This is a genomic window from Variovorax sp. 05N34, from assembly GCF_056397405.1.
This window is the reverse complement of record NZ_JBFTNI010000004.1, coordinates 271,586-289,600: the sequence shown is the minus strand read 5'-3', so window position 1 is coordinate 289,600 and position 18,015 is coordinate 271,586. Positions and strand designations below refer to the sequence as shown.

The following is an 18,015-nucleotide window of genomic DNA, read 5'->3' as shown; positions in this document are numbered from 1 at the left end:
ATGAACAGATATCTTCCTTACGCCGTCTTTCTCGTGGGCCTGGCCGCCGTGTGCTGGGTGGGTGCCGGGTACATCGGAACCAATCCCTTGGCCCTGGCGATCACCTTGCTGGTCGGCGCGTTCTACCTCATGGGCGCGCTCGAATTGCGCCGCTTTCATCAAGCAACAGCCACGCTGACGCATGCCGTGACCGACATGCCGCAAGCGCCGACCGACCTCAGCGAGTGGCTCGGCACGCTGCACCCCTCCCTGCGCAATGCGGTACGGCTGCGCATCGAAGGCGAGCGCGTCGGCTTGCCCGGCCCTGCGCTGACCCCCTACCTCGCAGGCCTGCTCGTCCTGCTGGGCATGCTGGGTACCTTTCTCGGGATGGTGGTGACGCTCAACGGCACCGGCTCGGCCCTGGAAAGCGCGACGGACCTCGAAGCCATCCGCTCTTCGCTCGCGGCGCCCGTCAAGGGCCTGGGGCTGGCGTTCGGCACTTCAGTCGCCGGCGTGGCCGCATCCGCGATGCTGGGCCTTCTGTCTGCGCTCTGCCGACGCGATCGCCTGCAAGCCGCGCAAATTCTCGACACGCGTATCGGGACCACGCTGCGTGCGTTCTCGCTGGCGCATCAACGCGAAGAGTCGTTCAAGCTCTTGCAGCAGCAGAGCCATGCGATGCCGGCACTCGTCGATCGGCTGCAACTGATGATGGCGACGATGGAAAGGCAAAGCCAGGCCCTGAACGAGCGCCTCATCTCAGGGCAGGACGATTTCCATGGCAAGGCAGAGCTTGCGTATGCAGGCCTGGCGTCGTCCGTGGGCCGCTCCCTGGAGCAGAGCCTGACCGAAAGCGCTCGCGTGGCCGGAGCGACGTTTCAACCTGTCGTCGAAGCGGCCATGGCGGGCATCGCGCGTGAAGCGGCTTCGTTGCACGCGACCATCGAGCAAAGCGTCCAGCGTCAGCTCGACGGGCTGTCGAGCCGCTTCGAAACCAGCACGACCACTGTCGCCGACATCTGGAAATCAGCGCTCGTCGAGCATCAGCGAGCGAGCGAGGCCCAATCGAAGGATCTGCGCATCTCGCTCGATCAGTTCGCCGAGACTTTCGAGCAGCGCTCGGCGTCGCTGGTCGATGGTGTCTGCGCCCGTCTCGAAGCCGCGGTCGACGGCGTCTCCAGCAACTGGCGAAGCGCTCTCGAACAACACGAGCGCGTCAGCCAGGATGTGTCGAGCGAGACGCATCGCGCGCTGACTACGGCGGCAGCCACCTTCGAGCAGCACTCGGCTTCGCTCCTGCAAACCGTCGCGCAGGCGCACACGGCCTTGCAGACGGAAGTGGCGTCGCGCGACCAGCAACGGCTGTCCGCCTGGAGCGATGCACTCGAAGCCATTGCCGTGTCGCTGAAGGAAGAGTGGCAGCAAGCGGGCGCGCGCACCGAACGCCAGCAACAAGATATCTGCAAGACGCTGGCCGACACCGCCATCGGCATCTCCGCTCAGACCGAAGCCCACGCGAAAAACACCATCGCCGAAATCGCCCAGCTCATGCAGGCCGCTTCGGAAGCGCCTCGCGCCGCAGCGGAGGTGATCGCCGAACTGCGCCAGAAGCTGTCGGACAGCATGGCCCGTGACAACGCGATGCTGGACGAACGCAGCCGCATCCTCGAAACGCTGGAGACCCTGCTCGGCGCCGTGAACCACGCTTCGACCGAACAGCGCGCGGCCATCGACGCGCTGGTCGGCGCATCAGCCGATCTGCTGGAACGCGTCGGCACCCGCTTCACCGACAAGATCGAAGTCGAGACCGAGAAGATGACGGGCGTGGCCGCGCAGATCACTGGCAGCGCCGTCGAAGTCGCGAGCCTGGGCGAGGCGTTCGGGCTCGCGGTGCAACTGTTCAGCCAGTCCAACGACAAGCTGGTGGCGCATCTGCAGCGGATCGAAGGCGCGCTCGGCAAGTCGATTGCGCGCAGTGACGAACAGCTCGACTACTACGTGGCGCAAGCGCGCGAAGTCATCGACCTGAGCATCATGTCGCAGAAGCAGATCGTCGAGGACCTGCAGCAGATCGCGAGCAGCCGCTCGGCCGTGGGCAGCGAAGCGTGATGGTGGACGATCTCGACGCCGGCGCGGAGCCGACGGTGCCCGTGTGGGCCGTCTTCGGCGACCTGATGTCGGGGTTGCTGGGCGCCTTCGTGTTGATCCTCGTCTGCGCGATCGGCATGCAGCTTGAATTCACGTCCAGGCTGCAAGCCGAACTCAAGCAGAAGCAGGTGGAAGCGCAACGGCTGCAGGCGCTCGAAAAGGCCCTGGCCGGCCCCTTGGCGGCAGGCCGGGTCACGCTGAACAACGGGCGCATCGGCATCAGCGGCAGCGTGCTGTTTGCGGTCAACTCCGCCGAATTGCAGCCGGAGGGACGGCAACTGTTGAAGACCCTCACGGGGCCGCTCGCCGCCTATCTGCAGTCTCGCGAAGAAATCCTGATGGTGAGCGGCTTCACGGACGATCGTCAGGTACGGGGCGGCAACCGCCAGTTCGCGGACAACTGGGAGCTCTCGGCGCAACGGGCGCTCACCGTGACGCGCGCATTGATCGAGGAAGGCATTCCATCGTCCTCCGTCTTTGCCGCGGCGTTTGGTTCCGAGCAGGCAGTGGCCTCGAATTCCGACCCCGAGGGGCGCTCGAAAAATCGTCGCGTGGAAATGGCGCCGACACCCAAGCGGACCAACGCAAGCCTGAGCGCCAAGGCACCGTGAGCGACCCCATTGCGATGATCGATGCATGGCGGCAGCGAGGCGACGATCGCTTCGACCCCGTGCGCTTCCGGCTCATCGAAGCGATGGTCAAGCGCTCGGCGGCGCACGAAGGTGATGCTCGGCAAATCCTTGACGACAAGATTGCGAAACTGCTGGCAGCGTACGGCGACGACGTCGAAAAGGCGCGAGCTCCTGCAGAGGACATTGCGCCACCGGCGGACAAGCACCACCCCGCCCGCGGCCCTCTTGCGGCCCTAGTCGAGCACATCGCACGGCATGCGGCATCGCAAGGCGAAGGTGACGCCCAAACGCTGCACGGTATTCCTGCTTCCTCCGAACTGAAGACCCTCAGCTACTTCAGGAGCACCTGGTCGAAGCTGAGCGCCGATCGGCGACTCACGCAATCACTGGCAAAGGTGCCGGAAAACGCCGGACCCCTCAACTCGCATCACCTGGTGCATCGATCGCTCACCCTGATGCGCGATCTGTCGCCGGAGTACCTGAACCGCTTCATGGCGTACGTCGACACCTTGTCATGGCTCGACCAAGCGAATGCGATGGGCGCGGAAGCCCCGCCGAAGAAAAGTGCTCGGTCGCGATCGGGCTGACTACTGCACCCGGATCCAGCCCACCGGGCAGTCCTGAAGGGTCGGGTAATAGCCGGGGGGGTTCTGGCAATACCAGAGAGCGGGGACACCGCTCACGAAAACCACGGGTGGCGGGCCGAAGAACACCGGACCGCCGACGATCACTGCGCCCCGGAACGGATAGCCGCGGTGAACGAAGCCTTGATGAACGAACCCGGGATGAGCAAAACCAGGACGAACGAAGCCCGGGCGGGCAAAGCCTGGGCGCGCAAAACCCGGATGAGCGAAACCAGGGTGACCCGAAAAGCCGGGGCGCACGACGACAGCGCGTTGTCCGCCAAAGTTGCCACCGGCGAAGCCCCCCGGCGCAGCACGAGCCGGCGCCCAGCCCCGGCCGCCGCCGTGAAATCCACCGCCTGCTTGCATGCCGTTGAAGGCAAGACTCGTCGTCGTGACGCCAGCCATGGCGACGATCATCAAGGCCTGTGCGAGACGCTTCATGGCGAACCTCCGCCGAAAGTCCATGTTCGACTTCGGCTGACGCCTGCGAGTTTCAGGATTTCACGTCAGAGGTTCTGGACAAAAGCAACCATTCGTTGACGCTGCTCCGCAGTGGGGAGCCGCCCGCGCATGGCTCCCAGGTTGTCAGCCATGTGCGCCGGATCGGAAGTGCCCGGAATCACTGCCGTGACGCGCTCGTCGCCAAGCAGGTATTTGAGAAAGAACTGCGCCCAACTGCCCGCGAACTCTGCCGCCCAGTCGGGGACCGGCTTGCCGCGAACTGCCCGGAACAGCCGCGCGCGGCCGAATGGCAGCGCGGTCAGCACGCCAGCTTGCACCTCCGCCGCCAACGGCAGGATGCGCGCTTCGGCTTCGCGGTCGTCGAGCGAATAGCCGATCTGCACGAAGTCGGGCTTTTCGCGCCGCAGCACCGCTTCGATGGCCGCAAAGTCGCGGTGTGAAGTCGATGTGATGCCGATGTAGCGGCAAACGCCCTGCGCCTTCCACGCCTTGAACCGGGCGAGCGACTGGCGCGGATCGCGCACGTTGTGCAGCTGAAGCAGATCGATCTTTCGCGTCGCGAGGCGCTTTTGCGAGCGCTCGAGCTCCGCCGCGTCCGGTTCTTCGAGCTTGGTCGCGACGAATATCTTGTCGCGCCAGCTGCCGGACGACATGACTTGCCCCAGCACCTGCTCGGCATCTCCGTAGACAGAAGACGTATCGACGAGCCTTCCGCCAGCGTCGAGCAAAGTCCGAACGACCTGCGTTGCGGCGTCGCGCGTGCGGGCGTCGTCGCTGTCGAACACATTTGCGGTGCCGAGGCCCACCGCCGGGAGCCGTTCACCCGTGCTCGGAATGGCCCTCTCGATGATTGGACCCTGCTTGTCCTGCGCAAATGTGGCCTCAGGCAGCAGACCCGCCGCTGCAAGCGCCGAAAAACCTCGCCGTGTCAGTCCTGTCGTCATTGCAGATCCCCTTGCGCGCGGATGCCCTGCAAGGATGCGCGCCGCTCCTGCGTGCGCCCCAGCGCCGTCGACAGGAGCAGCCACGCGAGCACCACCGGTACCGCGCACAACGCGATGGCGCCGATCTTGAGTCCGATCGCCTGCAAGCTGTCGAAGACCCAGCCGTAGAGCGCGTCGGAGCCTCGATAGATCACCACGTCGATCATGTTCTTCGCCTTGTATTTTTCCTCCCGGCCGACCACCGTGAAAAACACCTGGCGCGCCGGGTTGGCAATGGCGAAATTCATCCACCGCTGGGCGACCTGGAAGACGATCACAACCATCAGGCCCGGCATCCAGGCCAGCACGAGAAAGCCGACGACATACACCGCCGGCAATGCGGCCGCCGCGATCCCGGTGCCGAATCGTTGCATGAACCGGCCCGTGGCAAAGACCTGCGTCGCCAGGGTCAGGAGGCCGACGATGAGATCGATGCTGGCAAAGATCCGTGTTTGCGCGCCCGCCCCGTGTACGGCCGCCGAGACCACGTTGGCCTGCACGAAATACAGGATGGTCGCGCCGAAAGACAGCAGGCTGACCCACGCTCCAACGCCCAGCAGGTACGGTGACCGCACCAGCCCCGAGAGCGCAGCGAAGGCGCTTCCGCCCACGCGATGGTCTTCACGCCGGGCCCCTTGCGGCGAACCCGCGCTGCGTTCCAGCCGGTAGGCACAGAACACGGCGACCTCGATGAAGACGATGGCCGCGATCAACAGGTTGTGCGGGCCGAGCGGTACCGACAGCAGGATGGTGATCACCGGCCCCAGCAACCCCCCGGCAGTGCCCCCAGCGCCGATGAAGCCGAAGAGCCGCTTGCCCTGCTCGCTGGTGAACAGGTCCGCCATGAACGACCAGAACACCGCCACCGCGAAAAGATTGAAGACGCTGACCCACACGAAGAACACGCGCGCCACGATCACCGGTGCGATGCCAAGCTCCAGCAGCAGCCAGAAAACCGCCAGGTTGAGTACGAAGAAGTGATAGACGATCGGGATGAAGCGCGCCCGCGGCAGCCGGGCCACCAAGGCGCCGTAGAGCGGCTGCGCGGCCAGCAGTGTCACGAAGGTCGCCGTGAAGAGCCATGGCAGCGCGCGCGTGCCACCGGCGATGCCCATCTGGTCGCGCAACGGCCGCAACACGTAATAGCCGGCCAGCAGTGCGAAGAAATAGCCGAAGGACCAGAGCGCCGCCGCCAGTTCCTGCGGGGTCGCAGGAACCGCCCGCCGCAGCCAGCGCTGGAGCGGCGTCATGGCGCCAGCGACAGCTTCTGCTTGAGTTCGGCCGCCGTGACCGACTGGCCGTAGCCGGGGCCGCCGCGCTGGAACTTCCGGGCGTCGGCCAGCTTGCCGACCACGACCGGATCGAAGCCCGCATCGCGCACCAGTCCGGCAGCAATCTTCACTGCCTCGGGATCGTCGCCCGCAATCGGGACCGCCAGCTTCGGATCAGGGCGATGGGCTTCGCGCGCGAAGATCATGTAGGACATGGTGTTGAACGCACGCACCAGGCGAGCGCCCGACAGGTATTTTTGCGACACCACACCAATGCCTTCCTGCTCCACCTCGTCAGCCACGGTGCCGTCGCGCGACGACACGGCGTTGCAGGCGTCGAGCATGACCTTGCCCTTGAGCGCAGCTCCATAGTCCTTGCCGATTTGCGGCAGCGCACCATAGGGCACCGCGATGAAGAGCACGTCCCCGAAGGCGATCGCCTGCTCGACCGTGCCCGCGCTGGCGCGCGAACCGAGCTCCCCGACGAGGCCCTTGAGTTCCTCCGGATGGCGCGAGGAGAACATCACCGGATGGCCTGCCTTGACCCAGAGCCCGCCGATCGTTCCGCCGATGTGCCCCGAGCCGATGACACCGATACGCAGGCCGGCCGCGGCCTGCGCCGACGCGGCATGCGGTTTCAACGCCGCGAGAGCGACCCATGCGCCGCCGGCGCCCAGCAGCGCGCGGCGGGTGCGATCGAGGGAGTGATGCCTGACCATCGAAGCCTCCTGCGTTGACGAACCGGGCTGGCTCGCGACCCATCATCTTCCGCCGGAACGCAAACTTTTGCATCAAAATGCCGGTCTCCGCCGATCCTCTCCCATGGCCGACATACTTTCCCGTCCGCTGCTGAGCCCCGAGCACATCGCGCTGATCGACAAGGGCATATCAGCCAACGTCGCGTCGCGCAACGCCGCACTTCGCCCCAGCGTGATGCGCGCGGTCGGCGCCAGCATTTCCCAGGACGGGACCGAAATTACCGTGTTCGTGTCGCGCAGTCATGCGCGGCAGCTTCTGCAGGACATCGCGGCAACCGGCGAAGTCGCCGTTGTCTTCAGCGAGCCGGTGAGTCACCGGACCGTGCAGGTGAAGGCAAGCAAGGCTGAACTCCGCGCCGCAGAGGAACGCGATTTGCCGGTGCTTCGGCGCTATGGGCAATCCATGGAACACGAGCTGAGCCTGGTCGGCTGCGACCTGCCCTTCGTGCATACGCTTCTGGCGTTCAAGCTCGACGAGCTGGTGGCGGTGCAGTTCAGCCCCGATGCGGCCTTCGACCAGACGCCTGGCCCGAAGGCTGGTACCGCACTGCCCGGGACCGCCACGCCATGAACGCGGTGAATCCTTCACCGTCGCTGCATGCGATCCGATCGTGCTTCGAAGGGGCGATCCCGGCCATCATGTCGACGTGCGCGGAGGACGGCACACCCAATGTTGCGTACATCTCGCAGGTCTATTACGTGGACGAGCGACATGTCGCGCTGTCTTTTCAATTCTTCAACAAGACGAGGCAGAACATCCTCGCGAACCCGTACGCGAGCGTACTGCTGATCGACCCTGCCACTGCCAGATACCACCGGCTGCACCTGCATTACCTGCGAACCGAAACCAGCGGTCCGCTGTTCGAGCGCATGAAGGCACAACTCGCGGGCATCGCGTCGCATTCGGGCATGGCGGGCGTCTTCCAGTTGCGCGGGTCCGACGTGTACGAAGTCGAAGCCATCGAAAGCCTTGAAGGCGAACGTGTGGCGGCCTCGCCGCCGAGGCCCGGACTTCTGGCCGGAGTTCGCCGGGCGGCCGAGCGGCTCGCCGCCTGCAGCGCCACCGATGACTTGCTGCAGACCGCGCTGGCGGCGCTGAACGATCACCTGGACGTGCGCCACGCCATGGTGCTCATGCTGGACGCTGCAACCCAGCGCCTCTACACCGTGGCGAGTTGCGGCTACGCGACTTCCGGCGTCGGCTCGGAAATCGAGGTCGGTCATGGTGTGATCGGGGTGGCCGCGCGCGAGCGCACGCCGGTTCGCATCAGCCACGTGACCCATGCGGCCAGCTACAGCCATGCTGTGCGCAGCAGCATGCGCGAAATCGAGCCGGGCATCGTGCTTGACACGGAGATTCCGTTTCCGGGCCTGGCCGAGCCGCACAGCCAGCTTGCTGTTCCGATCGTCTCGGGCGGGCGGCTGCTGGGAGCGTTGTTCGTCGAAAGCCCGCTGGACATGCGCTTCGGCTTCGACGACGAAGACGCGCTGGTCGCCATCGCCTGCCATCTCGGCGCGGCACTGGAACTCTTGCGCGCCGCGGACGAGCCGGCCGCTGCCTCGGAAGAGCCCGTGCCCGCCCCTTCGCCTTCCGCCAGCGGCGCGCCCACGCCCGTGCGCCACTACCTGGCCAACAACAGCGTCTTCATCGGCGACAGCTATCTCATCAAGGGCGTGGCGGGCGCCATCCTCGGCAAGCTGCTTCGCGAATATGCGCAGCAGGGCCGCACCGACTTCACCAATCGCGAGCTCCGCCTCGATCCCGCCATCAAGCTGCCTGATCTTTCCGACAACCTCGAAGCGCGGTTGGTCCTGCTTCAACGCCGGCTTGCGGAAAACAGCCCTCACCTGCGGATCGAGAAAACCGGCCGCGGCCGCTTCAGCCTGCGGATCGAGCGGCCGGTTGCGCTCACGGAGATCGCCGGCTGACATTCAGGCCGGCAAGCCGAGGCCGGCGCCGAGCTTCGCCCACTCGCGCTCGGTCAGGTGCGGGCGCACCACGTCGAGCACTGCGGCAAAGGCGGGTGCCGGCGCGTGCGCGCGCATGTCGCTCAGCATCACGACGCGCTCGCGAGGGTTCATGTACGGGACCATCCAGCGCACGATGAACATCATCTCTTCGGGCGGAATGGAGGCGACGAGCGCGCCGTGGATCTGCTCGAGTTCGGCGTCCGTGTAGCGCGCCCAGAGCACGGCGTTGTGCGCTGTTTCCTCCACGTGCATGTGCTCGAAGTTGTGCGCGATGAAAACCGACAGCGCGCGATACAGCGCCAGCGTGCCTTCGGCGCGGCGGGCCGGGTCGCATTGCAGCAGTGCGGTGGTCTGCCGAGCCAGTGCGTGGATGGCTTGAACGTGTTCTTCGTGCTCGTGCGCGATCTGAGCGCTGGAGCCGGCCGCGCGGGCTTCGAGAGCGGCATGCACGAAATCGTTCTCGTGCTGCAGATGCGAACGGCAGATCTCCAGCAGTTGCAGGAGGCGCTGTGTGGTTTGCGCAAGCTCCAGATCATCGTCGCAGTCCATGCGGCCGAGTGCAAGGAGGTTGTCGGCCATCAGCGCACGCAATGCCTTGTGGATGCCGACGTAGAGATCGACGCGGGGTTCCGAGACCGCCGCGACCTGGCGCATTTCGCGCGGATCGATGTTCATGAGAGTCCTTCATTCCGGTTCAGCGGAGGCGCCCCATGCGCCCTCCTGCTGGGAAAGAAGTCTAGGAATCCAAGCCTTGGCGCGCCGCTAAGAAATGCTTAAGCAATCCTTCAGCAAACCTTAAATTGCGATGTATGCCGAAGGTGGGGTACGGTCGCATGCATGCGAGAGAATGAGCGCCGTGCATGTGCATGTGCCTTGACGACGGGAGCAACCCAGCGTGTCAGATCGATCACCTTCAGCCGCTCGCAGCGGCCGCCGCGCAGTGCGGGCGGACGATGTGCCTCCCGCCGCGGAAGGCGGACCCACCCGCCGGCGCCTGCGCCGCGAGCGCACCGATCTCCTGGAGACGCGCATCCTCGATGCGGCCATCGAGGAATTCGCCGAGCATGGCTTCGCGGGGGCGCGCATCGAGCGTGTCAGCGCCGCCGCAGGCACGGTCGACCGCATGCTGTACTACTACTACGGCAACAAGGAGCGGCTCTACCAGGCGGTGCTCGCCAAGATCTACGAAGGCATGATTGGCGCGCAACGCGAGTTCGTCTCTCCCGAAGACCCTGTGGAAGGGATTCGCCAACTGGTTCTTCACTCGTGGGACCACTACCTGTCGCACCCGAACCTGGTGCGTCTGCTGATGAACGAAAACCTGCTGCGCGGCAAGCACATCCGCCAGTGGCTTCAGGTCGAACGCGTCACCCTCCCTCTCGTCGAAACGGTTCAGACCCTGCTCGAGAGTGGACAAGCCAAGGGCGTGTTTCGCCGCGACGTGTCATCCGAACACGTGCTGATGACGATCATGTCGCTCGGCTTTTTCTATCTGTCGAACCAGTACACCTGTTCGGCGTGGCTCGGCGCGGACTTGATGAGCCGCCCGCGCCGCACCGCTTGGCGAACGCACATCTGCGACGTGGTGCTGACCATGCTGGCATCTCAGCCCGCACTCGCGACGTTGGCGCCTGCCGACGGCGCCTCACCAGAGCCCAAGAAGACCGCGAAGCCGAAGAAGAAGCCGGCGTCGAACGCAAAGTAATCAGGCGTCCGACTGCGCCCAGGCTTCGCGAACAAAACGCGCGATCGCGGCGTTCTGGCCGATCAACGAGAAGCGCGCGTTGTGTGCGTAGTCGGGCAGGTTGATCATCTCGGTCGTGATCCAGCGCAGCGGCGATTCTTCATGGCTGCGGTGGTAGGCCAATACCTTGCGCACGACCTCCTTGGTGCAGTCGAGTTGTCTCTCGTCCCATGGCGAATGCCATTCGCCTTCGGCCGGCGCGGTGAAAGGATAGAGAATGCCGCGCCCGGGCTCGCCACTTCGATAAGGAAAGATCGAGTGATCGGGCACCGCCGCCACCATGTCGGCAGAATCACTGATCGACCATCGGTTGCGCGGCCCGTTCGGCGCCACGCTGCGCACCTGGAGCCAACGCACGATGCCCATCTCGAGCCACTGGTCGACGAAGTTGCCGGGTTGAAATGGGTCGAGCACTGCATGTCCGGCAGCGACATCGTCGGTCAATCCGCAGATCGCCAATTCCTCAGCATTTCCCATCTTGAAAATGGCGTGGCTGTAGTCGAGCGTGAAGTTGAACGGAATGCCGCGGTCCTTCACCGCACGTGCAACCGGCGCGACCCGCCGCGGGTCTTCGCTCCACATGTTGACGTGAAACTCGAAAGCCGGTTCGATTCCCAGCCTCATGCCTTCGTCGTAGGCTCGCAGATAGAAGTCGACCACCCGAGCGTTGTCGATCGGACGGCCGTTCGCATCGTGCCAATACAGCATGATGTTGTGCGTGCTTGCGCCCACCGCCGCCGCAAGCCGAAGCTTTTCGGCCAGCAGCGGCTCGTCGCGCTCCAACGCATAGAACCAACTGGCGGTATGAACCGGCAGGCGATAGCGCTCGGCGCAGCGCAGATACTCGTCGATCTGCCCTGGCATTGGGAGCCGATCGAAAAAGTCGAAAGCGCCAGCCTCCCGCACGAGCCTGAACTGCTCTTCGACCGATGCCTCCATGAGCGAAACAGGCGCGTCCATCGATGACGCCTGCGCGCCCCGACCATTGCAGCCGATCGGTGGAAGCACCGCGCTCATGAGGGATTGCGCAGCTTGCGGATCTGTTCGTCGGACGGCTGCAGCTTCGCGCCATCGAAGTAAGTGCCCGAAGGCATCACGCCCTTGCCGTCCTTGACCGCCGTGCGCCCCACGTAGATGCCCAATGTCGACTGGTTGTCCTGCGGCCGGAACACGACGGGCCCGAAAGGCGATGTGAACTGCAGTCCCTTGAAAGCCGCGACGAGCTTCTCGGTATCCGTCGAGCCCGCCTTCTGAACGCCGGCTGCGATGGCCTTCACTGTCGCATAGCCGACGATCGAATTCAGACGCGGATAGTCGTTGTACTTCTTCTGGTAGGCCGCAAGAAAGGCTTTGTGCTCGGGTGTATCGATGTTGGCGTAGGGGTAGCCCGTCACGATCCAGTTGTCCGGCGCGTCGCCCTTGAGTGGATCGAGGTACTCGGGCTCGCCCGTGAGGAGGCTCACCACTTCGACCCCGTCGAAGAGGCCCCGCGTCTTGCCTTCTCTGGCCAGCTTCGTGAGATCACTGCCGAACAGCACGTTGAAGATCGCGTCTGGCTTTGAATCCGCGAGAGCCTGCACAACCGCGCCGGCGTCCACCTTGCCGAGCGGCGGCGCCTGCTCCGCGACGAACTCGATGTCAGGCTGCGCCTTCTTCATGTTCTCCTTGAAAGCCGCCACTGCCGCCTGGCCGTACTCATAGTTGGGGTAGACCAGCGCCCAGCGCTTCTTGTGCAGCTTCACTGCCTCGCCGATCACCGAGGTAGCGAGCGCGTAGGTGCCGGAGCGCAGGCGATACGTGTAGCGGTTGCCGTTGTCCCAGACGACCTTGTCGCTCAGCGGCCCTGACGCCAGGAAGAAGACCTTCTTCTGCTTGGCGAAGTCGGTCAACGCGAGCCCGACGTGGGACAAGGTCACGCCGGCGAGGATGTCCACGTTCTCCCGCGCGAGGAGTTCTTCGGCTACGCGAACCGCATCGCCCGGGTTGGCGTTGTCGTCCCGGAACACTGTCTCAAGCTTCTTGCCGAGCACGCCGCCGGCCGCGTTGATCTCGTCCTGCGCCAGCTGCCAGCCCTGCTTGTAGGGCACCAGATTCTGCGGCAGCGCCTTGTAGCTGTTGATCTCGCCGATCTTGATCGTCCCTTGGGCGCCGGCCTGCGCACCGACGATGCAGATACTGGCAGCCACGACGCGTGCTGCGGCGGAAATGACGGATTTCATCGCGGGATCCTTTCGGGGGGGAATTCAGGACATGAAGCAGGACGTAAAGCAGAACGCTGCGCGGCTCAACGGTCTCCGGCAGCCATTTCCTCGACGATGCGCCGCATCTTGATGGACGATCCGTCCAGGCCGAGTTGGATGCGGTGCCACTGGCGCGGCTTGTCTTCGTTGCGCTGGATTGCTTCCAGCACGTGCTTGTCTTCATTGAAGGCGAGCCGCAGGTTGCTGCGCAGGCGCTCGTCGATGACGGGGTCCGAGGGTGAGTTCTTCAAGCAGAGCCAATGCTGCACACAAGTGCGTTGATCGACGGGCGTGATGAAGTGGCACGCGAACATCTGGATGCAGTCCTCGCGTTTGCCCTCGGGTGCACCGGTGCCGGTCTTCGCGGAGCCGAAGTCGATGACGGCGATGCTCGGCGCGTGATAGTGGTAGTAGTGCCAGCGGTCGACGTTCCCGCCGAAATCCTTCAGGCCTTCGAACAGTGGGATCAGCGGACCATCGATCACCCAGCGCCAGGTCACGACCTTGTTGCCCTGGCGCTCGTGCTGTACCCGCGTTTCCTCGCGGCCGGCGCTCGCCAAAGTGGTCTGATGCACATAGACGACGTGCGTCGGGTCGCACAGGTTATCGGCCAGGCTCAGGTAGTTGGCCTGTACCAGCAGCGCATCGCCTTCAACCACGCTGTAGTGGGGGTCGTCGTACTCCGGCAGATGAAAGACCTGGCTGCGGTCGGCGCGCTCCGGGTCTCCCATCCACACCCAGACCATGCCCATGCTCTCCGCAGTCGGATAGCTGCGCACGTGAAAGCTGGGCGGTATGCGTGCCATCCCCGGCGCGGCGACGCACTGACCGGCGCAGTCGAAAGTGAGCCCGTGGTAGGCGCATTCGATGGCATTGCCGCGCAGCCGACCTATCGACAGCGGCGCGAGCCGGTGCGGGCACGCGTCCTCCAGCGCGGCGACGATGCCGTCCTCGGTGCGATAGACGGCGAGATCCTCCTCGAGAACCCGACGCGCGACGATGTCGCGTCCGACGTCGCGAGACCATGCAAGGGGGTACCAGGCGTTGTAGGCGTAGGCGGTCATGTACTGTCCTCGAAATTTCTTCGGCAGGTCGCTGGACGGCAGTGATGTGCAGAAACCATGCCAGCGATAAGTAAGTCACTTCTCCATTTTCATGGAGAGACTACTTAATTTCGGTGCATCGAGATACCGGGTTTGCACCGGGTTCGCACCAGACCGGGGCCGTGCACCGTCGGAGTTGCCGCCAAGCCGCTAGGCAATTGCGTCTAGACGTATCTGCGCACCTTGCCGGCCGGCTCGCGGCGAACTAATCTGATCATTGCGGGGCGGGCGTCTCCCGCCCAAGGAAGTTCGCCATGTATGAACGCATCCTCGTTGCCACCGACGGCTCCGAGCTGTCGGAATTGGCAGTCCACGGCGCCATCGAGCTGGCCGTCCTCACGGGCGCGCAACTCACCGTCGTCAAGGTGGTTCACCACTACCCCGCCAGCTATTTCGAAGGCTCCCTCCTTCTGAGTCAGCCAGAAGTCTCCCGGCTGCGAGACGAGGCCGATGCCGAGGCGCAGCGCGTGGTCGACGCGGTCAAGCTCAAGGCCGAGGCGCGGGGCGTCAAGAGCGCGCGAGCCGTCGTGATGCAGTCGGAGCTGGTGTCCGAAGCCATCATCGAGTGCGCCCGCGTTCACGACTGCAATCTGATCGTGATGGCCTCGCACGGCCGGCGTGGAATCACGCGGGTGCTGATGGGCAGCGAAACGCTGCATGTGTTGACGCATTCGCACACGCCGGTGCTGATCCTGCGGCCCTAGCGTGGGGTCTGCGCGTCGCGCTGGCGATCTTCGCGCTTGATCGAAAGATAAGTGGCGAGGTCGATTTCGTGAAGTTGGGCCGGGTACTGCTCGACCGATTGGAACCAGCTGTTCAGGCGCTTTTGCTCGCGCTCCGGCCCGGGCACCGAAAGGCCGTCGAGGTAGGCATCAAGGGTGAAGAAATAGCGCATCGCGTTCCGCTCCACCAGCCCGCGCAGCCCCCGGATGTACTCGGGCGTGCCATCCGCTGTCTTGCCGACGACCGTGAATCCGACCTTGTTGCTGCCGAAGGTGGCGAGATAGGCCTGTGTGGCGAGCTTCGCCATCATGTTGTGGTCGTAGGCATACGCAAAGTGCAGGAAGGTCTGGTGCTCGCCGAGGGGAATGGCTTCGAGCAGCACACGGTAGTGGCTCGTGCCCATGGGCCCTGATTCGGCAGAAAGGTCGACCAAAAGATAGTCGCGCGAGTCATGCACGACCCGATGCATGAATGACAGTTCGAAGGCCTGGTCGATGGGCTTGTCGTAGCTCGGCACAACGCTCAGCGTGACTGTCTCGCCGCTCGGCGTGCGAGCCGCTCGGCAGCGACGATTGTTGATGTGCAGCACCAGCATGTCGCACCACTGTGAAGACCGCTCCAGCGCGCGACGAACATCGTCGATGGAGTCATCGATGACGCCGTAGACGTCGCCTTGAAGGCCGCCGTCGGTTTCCTTCGAATCGAGGACGATCGGGCGTTTCAAGGGGCTGTTGGCCAGCTGGTCGCCGAGCCTGCGATGAAGTTCGCGCATGGCCTCTGCCGACCCCGCATCGAGCGCAGCGTGCGCGCCCATCGAGATGACACTGAGAAAGAGCCAAAGTCCGATGCGGAGAAGAATCGCTGCCGGCGGTTTGTTCATGGGCAACACCCTACAACAACCGCCGCGCCTTCGCCCCTCGATCGCGCTTCTATCGCCCCTTGCGAATCGGCTTGCCGGCGGAAGGCTTCGGGCGCCCTGCCCCGGTATCGCGCGGCGGCAGCCCTGTGTGCTGCGTGAGGATGCGGCCCTTGGCAGGCTTCACTGGCGTTAATGCGACCGGCGTCGAGTTCTTGCGGCGCGCGCTCTGGTAGGTGCCGTCGGTCAGTGGCTGCCATGTCGGGATCAGGTGATGCTTGCCGTTGCCGATCAGGTCGGCGCGGCCCATGGCTTTCAAGGCTTCGCGCAGCAGCGGCCAGTTGTTGGCATCGTGATAGCGCAAGAACGCCTTGTGCAGGCGGCGGCGCTTGTCGCCGCGCACGATGTCGACCGTCTCGCTCTCGCGAGTGATCTTGCGCAGCGGATTCCTGTTGGTGTGATACATGGCCGTCGCGGTCGCCATGGGCGACGGATAGAAGGTCTGCACCTGGTCGGCACGGAAGCCGTTCTTCTTGAGCCAGACCGCGAGGTTCATCATGTCCTCGTCGCTTGTGCCCGGGTGCGCGGCGATGAAGTACGGGATCAGGTACTGCTTCTTGCCCGCTTCGGCGCTGAACTTCTCGAACATCTGCTTGAACTTGTCATAGCTGCCGATGCCGGGCTTCATCATCTTCGTGAGCGGACCTTGTTCGGTGTGCTCGGGCGCGATCTTGAGATAGCCGCCGACGTGATGTTGCACCAGTTCCTTGACGTATTCGGGCGACTGCACGGCCAGGTCATAGCGCAGGCCGGAGCCGATCAGGATCTTCTTGATGCCCCTGAGCGCACGCGCGCGGCGATAGATCTTGATCAGCGGATCGTGGTTGGTGTTCAGGTTCTGGCAGATGCCTGGGTATACGCAGCTCGGCTTGCGACAGGCCGCCTCGATCTCGGGCGACTTGCAGCCGATGCGGTACATGTTGGCCGTCGGGCCGCCGAGGTCGGAAATGGTGCCCGTGAAGCCCTTCACGCTGTCGCGGATCGCCTCGACTTCCTTGATGATCGAATCTTCCGAGCGGCTCTGGATGATGCGGCCTTCGTGCTCGGTGATCGAGCAGAAGGTGCAGCCGCCAAAGCAGCCACGCATGATGTTGACGCTGAAGCGGATCATTTCCCAGGCAGGGATCTTGGTCGCGCCGTCGTGGCTTCCATGCTCGTCGGCATAGCGCGGATGCGGACTGCGCGCGTAGGGCAGATCGAATACATGGTCCATCTCGGCCGTCGTCAGCGGGATCGGCGGCGGGTTGATCCACACGTCGCGTGCGGTGGTGCCTTCACCGTGAGCCTGCACCAGCGCGCGTGCGTTGCCGGGGTTGGTTTCAAGGTGCAGCACGCGGTTGGCATGGGCGTAGAGCACCGGATCGGCGCGTACCTGCTCGTACGAGGGCAACCTGATCACCGATCGGTCGCGCGGCGGAACCTTGACACGCGAGCGGCTCTGCAACGCGGGATTGGGGACGAAAGTCAGCGGCTTGATGGCCGGATTGACGGCCGTGTTGACCGAAACCGCCGCTTCGGCAGCCGCTGCCACGGCTTCGGCCTCGTCTTCCCTGGCACAGGTCGCGCCGTTGGCTTTGGCCTGTTCGGACACCATCAAGTAGGGATTGACGTGCGCCTCGACGCGGCCCGGCTCGTCGACGCTGGTCGAGTCGATCTCGAACCAGCCTTCGGGCGTTTCGCGGCGGACGTAGGCGGTGCCGCGCACGTCGGTGATCTGGTGCACCGGCTCGCGCGCGGCCAGGCGATGGGCGATCTCGACGATGGCGCGCTCGGCATTGCCGTAGAGCAGCAGGTCGCACTTGGCGTCCACCACGATCGAGCGGCGAACCTTGTCCTGCCAGTAGTCGTAATGCGCGATGCGGCGCAGCGACCCTTCGATGCCGCCGAGAACGATCGGCACGTCGCTCCAGGCTTCCTTGCAGCGCTGCGAATAGACGATGGCCGCGCGGTCGGGCCGCTTGCCGCCCACGTCGCCAGGCGTGTAGGCGTCGTCGCTGCGGATTTTGCGATCGGCCGTGTAGCGATTGATCATCGAATCCATGTTGCCGGCCGTGACGCCGAAGAACAGGTTCGGCTTGCCGAGCACCTTGAAGGGGTCCGCGCTTTGCCAGTCGGGCTGCGCAATGATGCCCACACGGAAGCCCTGAGCCTCCAGCATGCGGCCGATCACGGCCATGCCGAAGCTGGGATGGTCGACATAGGCGTCGCCGGTGACCACGATGATGTCGCAGCTGTCCCAGCCGAGGGCGTCCATTTCGGCGCGCGAAGTCGGCAGAAACTTGGCCGTGCCGAATCGTGCCGCCCAATATTTGCGGTAGCTGGTCAGCGGCTTGGCGGCGCGCGTGAAAAAGGAGACGTCGACGGGGGCATTCATCAGGGTATGGGCGGCGATGGGTGGCAATGCCGCCTTGGAGGCCTACGGGCCGGGTGGGCCCGTTGTGGGCAACCCGCGATTT

Annotated in this window: 17 protein-coding genes; 7 read left to right on the top strand and 10 right to left on the bottom strand. The window is 64.6% G+C overall.

Going from position 1 to position 18,015, the window contains the following annotated elements:
• Genes AC1DMA_RS13285 through AC1DMA_RS13275 form a run of 3 tightly spaced genes read left to right on the top strand, consistent with a single transcriptional unit; the run spans position 1 to position 3,349 of the window.
• A complete protein-coding gene (locus AC1DMA_RS13285; protein WP_478144461.1) occupies positions 1-2,091 on the top strand; it encodes a DUF802 domain-containing protein in 2,091 nt (696 codons plus the stop codon).
• Positions 2,091-2,741: an OmpA family protein gene (locus tag AC1DMA_RS13280; RefSeq protein WP_478123986.1), complete on the top strand. Its 651-nt coding sequence runs from the start codon at positions 2,091-2,093 to the stop codon at positions 2,739-2,741. Before AC1DMA_RS13285 ends, AC1DMA_RS13280 begins: the two co-directional genes overlap by 1 nt.
• 14 nt (positions 2,742-2,755) lie before the next feature.
• On the top strand, positions 2,756-3,349 hold the full coding sequence (locus tag AC1DMA_RS13275) for a DUF2894 domain-containing protein (RefSeq protein ID WP_478144650.1): 594 nt from the start codon (positions 2,756-2,758) through the stop codon (positions 3,347-3,349).
• Here AC1DMA_RS13275 and AC1DMA_RS13270 read toward each other — a convergent pair whose 3' ends face one another.
• The 4 genes from AC1DMA_RS13270 to AC1DMA_RS13255 all read right to left on the bottom strand — a co-directional run bounded on the left by AC1DMA_RS13270 (position 3,350) and on the right by AC1DMA_RS13255 (position 6,823).
• Positions 3,350-3,829 (bottom strand): hypothetical protein, encoded by a 480-nt coding sequence (locus AC1DMA_RS13270; protein ID WP_478144460.1) that lies wholly within the window; start codon positions 3,827-3,829, stop codon positions 3,350-3,352.
• Positions 3,830-3,894: 65 nt separating this feature from the next.
• Positions 3,895-4,794: an aldo/keto reductase gene (locus tag AC1DMA_RS13265; protein WP_478144459.1), complete on the bottom strand. Its 900-nt coding sequence runs from the start codon at positions 4,792-4,794 to the stop codon at positions 3,895-3,897.
• Positions 4,791-6,083: an NTP/NDP exchange transporter gene (locus AC1DMA_RS13260; RefSeq protein ID WP_478144458.1), complete on the bottom strand. Its 1,293-nt coding sequence runs from the start codon at positions 6,081-6,083 to the stop codon at positions 4,791-4,793. The genes AC1DMA_RS13265 and AC1DMA_RS13260 overlap by 4 nt, the downstream gene beginning before the upstream one ends.
• Positions 6,080-6,823, bottom strand: a complete 744-nt coding sequence (locus AC1DMA_RS13255; RefSeq protein WP_478144457.1) for an NADPH-dependent F420 reductase — start codon at positions 6,821-6,823, stop codon at positions 6,080-6,082. Before AC1DMA_RS13255 ends, AC1DMA_RS13260 begins: the two co-directional genes overlap by 4 nt.
• A gap of 103 nt (positions 6,824-6,926) precedes the next feature.
• Here AC1DMA_RS13255 and AC1DMA_RS13250 point away from each other — a divergent pair, with 103 nt between their 5' ends.
• Both AC1DMA_RS13250 and AC1DMA_RS13245 read left to right on the top strand, forming a co-directional pair.
• Entirely contained in the window at positions 6,927-7,433 is a 507-nt protein-coding gene (locus tag AC1DMA_RS13250; RefSeq protein ID WP_478123714.1) for a hypothetical protein, read from the top strand.
• Positions 7,430-8,791 carry a GAF domain-containing protein gene (locus AC1DMA_RS13245; protein WP_478144456.1) on the top strand — a complete coding sequence of 454 codons (1,362 nt, stop codon included), beginning with the start codon at positions 7,430-7,432 and terminating at the stop codon, positions 8,789-8,791. The genes AC1DMA_RS13250 and AC1DMA_RS13245 overlap by 4 nt, the downstream gene beginning before the upstream one ends.
• Positions 8,792-8,794: 3 nt before the next feature.
• Here the strand turns inward: AC1DMA_RS13245 and AC1DMA_RS13240 are convergent, their stop codons facing one another.
• On the bottom strand, positions 8,795-9,508 hold the full coding sequence (locus AC1DMA_RS13240) for a hemerythrin domain-containing protein (protein ID WP_478123716.1): 714 nt from the start codon (positions 9,506-9,508) through the stop codon (positions 8,795-8,797).
• Positions 9,509-9,728: 220 nt separating this feature from the next.
• Between AC1DMA_RS13240 and AC1DMA_RS13235 the strand changes: the two genes are divergently transcribed.
• Complete coding sequence (locus AC1DMA_RS13235; RefSeq protein ID WP_478144455.1) at positions 9,729-10,538, top strand: TetR/AcrR family transcriptional regulator; 810 nt, start codon at positions 9,729-9,731, stop codon at positions 10,536-10,538.
• Here AC1DMA_RS13235 and AC1DMA_RS13230 read toward each other — a convergent pair whose 3' ends face one another.
• The 3 genes from AC1DMA_RS13230 to AC1DMA_RS13220 form a co-directional block, all read right to left on the bottom strand.
• The gene (locus tag AC1DMA_RS13230; protein ID WP_478144454.1) at positions 10,539-11,594 is read right to left on the bottom strand and encodes a sugar phosphate isomerase/epimerase family protein; all 1,056 of its coding nucleotides are present in this window, start codon (positions 11,592-11,594) and stop codon (positions 10,539-10,541) included. It lies immediately after the preceding gene.
• Positions 11,591-12,796, bottom strand: a complete 1,206-nt coding sequence (locus tag AC1DMA_RS13225; protein ID WP_478144453.1) for an ABC transporter substrate-binding protein — start codon at positions 12,794-12,796, stop codon at positions 11,591-11,593. Before AC1DMA_RS13225 ends, AC1DMA_RS13230 begins: the two co-directional genes overlap by 4 nt.
• 65 nt (positions 12,797-12,861) lie before the next feature.
• On the bottom strand, positions 12,862-13,881 hold the full coding sequence (locus AC1DMA_RS13220) for an aromatic ring-hydroxylating dioxygenase subunit alpha (protein ID WP_478144452.1): 1,020 nt from the start codon (positions 13,879-13,881) through the stop codon (positions 12,862-12,864).
• Between the two features lie 293 nt (positions 13,882-14,174).
• Between AC1DMA_RS13220 and AC1DMA_RS13215 the strand changes: the two genes are divergently transcribed.
• Complete coding sequence (locus AC1DMA_RS13215; protein WP_478144451.1) at positions 14,175-14,624, top strand: universal stress protein; 450 nt, start codon at positions 14,175-14,177, stop codon at positions 14,622-14,624.
• Here AC1DMA_RS13215 and AC1DMA_RS13210 read toward each other — a convergent pair.
• Both AC1DMA_RS13210 and AC1DMA_RS13205 read right to left on the bottom strand, forming a co-directional pair.
• Positions 14,621-15,523, bottom strand: coding sequence for a hypothetical protein (locus tag AC1DMA_RS13210; RefSeq protein WP_478144450.1), 903 nt, complete (start codon positions 15,521-15,523; stop codon positions 14,621-14,623). The genes AC1DMA_RS13215 and AC1DMA_RS13210 overlap by 4 nt on opposite strands.
• A gap of 49 nt (positions 15,524-15,572) precedes the next feature.
• Positions 15,573-17,933: a YgiQ family radical SAM protein gene (locus AC1DMA_RS13205; RefSeq protein ID WP_478144449.1), complete on the bottom strand. Its 2,361-nt coding sequence runs from the start codon at positions 17,931-17,933 to the stop codon at positions 15,573-15,575.
• Positions 17,934-18,015: the final 82 nt, after the last annotated feature.